The sequence below is a fragment of the Xenorhabdus bovienii genome, assembly GCF_024721015.1.
Lineage (GTDB): Bacteria > Pseudomonadota > Gammaproteobacteria > Enterobacterales > Enterobacteriaceae > Xenorhabdus > Xenorhabdus bovienii.
In genome coordinates this window covers 1-608 of sequence record NZ_JANAIF010000295.1, presented here as the reverse complement: position 1 = coordinate 608, position 608 = coordinate 1, and the positions used below count along the sequence as shown (strand labels likewise).

The 608-nt window shown below is 53.9% G+C and carries 1 protein-coding gene; it reads right to left on the bottom strand.

Going from position 1 to position 608, the window contains the following annotated elements:
- Positions 1-608 (bottom strand): type VI secretion system baseplate subunit TssF (locus tag NXS07_RS20660; RefSeq protein ID WP_258087591.1); only part of this gene is annotated, 608 nt, incomplete at both ends.

Below are 608 nucleotides of genomic sequence, written 5' to 3'. Positions count from 1 at the left end.
TTACTGTCCGGGATAAAAATTTCCAGCATGACAAAGGTAGACTGGCTGATAAAACAGGCCATTGCTTCATTGATTAAGCGGCAGAAGCGATACATCTCGCCGGGAGTGCGGTAACAATCAGGATTCAGCGTCAGTGACAGCACATACCCGCGAACCGGTCGCCCCATCCGCAATCGGTCGGTCAGGCGTTCTTCCACCTGTACAATACCGTCAATATGTTGGCGGAACTGGCGGCTCAGCGGGCGATTTGTCTCGGTATGTGAGTCAAACAGGCGGAGGAATTGTTTCAGGCTGTCGGTAGCAAATAACATCACCGGCGGGCTGGAAAGGCAGGACAGCAGCGGCCAGCCGCTATTTTCCTGTAATAACGGCGGGTAATCGGTCATGACCGGGATAATATTCTGCGCACCAAGATGAGACGGTGAACTTTCCTGTGTCACCGTGATCGCCCCCTGTGCCAGCGTCAACGCCCCCTGTGCCAGCGTCAACGCCTGCTCGTGATAGCCGATGAAATGGCACGAGATGGCAATGTCGGGTAAGTTTTTTGCGGGTTTGCCGGTCAAATCAAAAAAGTTCAGCCGGTGCTCGGTTCTGCCCAGGAAATCCTG